This is a genomic window from Staphylococcus pasteuri (assembly GCF_030547725.1).
GTDB lineage: Bacteria > Bacillota > Bacilli > Staphylococcales > Staphylococcaceae > Staphylococcus > Staphylococcus pasteuri.
Genome location: NZ_JAUOQO010000442.1, coordinates 1 through 263, shown reverse-complemented (window position 1 = coordinate 263; position 263 = coordinate 1). Strand labels below are relative to the sequence as shown.

Below are 263 nucleotides of genomic sequence, written 5' to 3'. Positions count from 1 at the left end.
GGCATTGGCGGCGGCGCAGGCCGGGTTCACCGCCACGGTGATTGATGCCGCCGACAGCGCGACCCAGCGGTCCGACAATTTTGATGGCCGCTCTTATGCGCTGGCGCTGGCGTCACAGCAGATGCTGACGGCGCTGGGGCTTTGGGACACGTTGGCGGCAAATGCACAGCCGATGCTGGACATCAAGGTGTCGGACGGGCGGGCCGGTGAAGGGCCGTCGCCGTTTTTCCTGCACTTCGATCACCACGAGATCGAAGAAGGCC

1 protein-coding gene is annotated in these 263 nt (G+C 65.0%); it reads left to right on the top strand.

What is annotated here, in order from left to right:
- Window positions 1-263 (top strand): Rossmann-fold NAD(P)-binding domain-containing protein (locus tag Q4528_RS14295; RefSeq protein WP_303522286.1); only part of this gene is annotated, 263 nt, incomplete at both ends.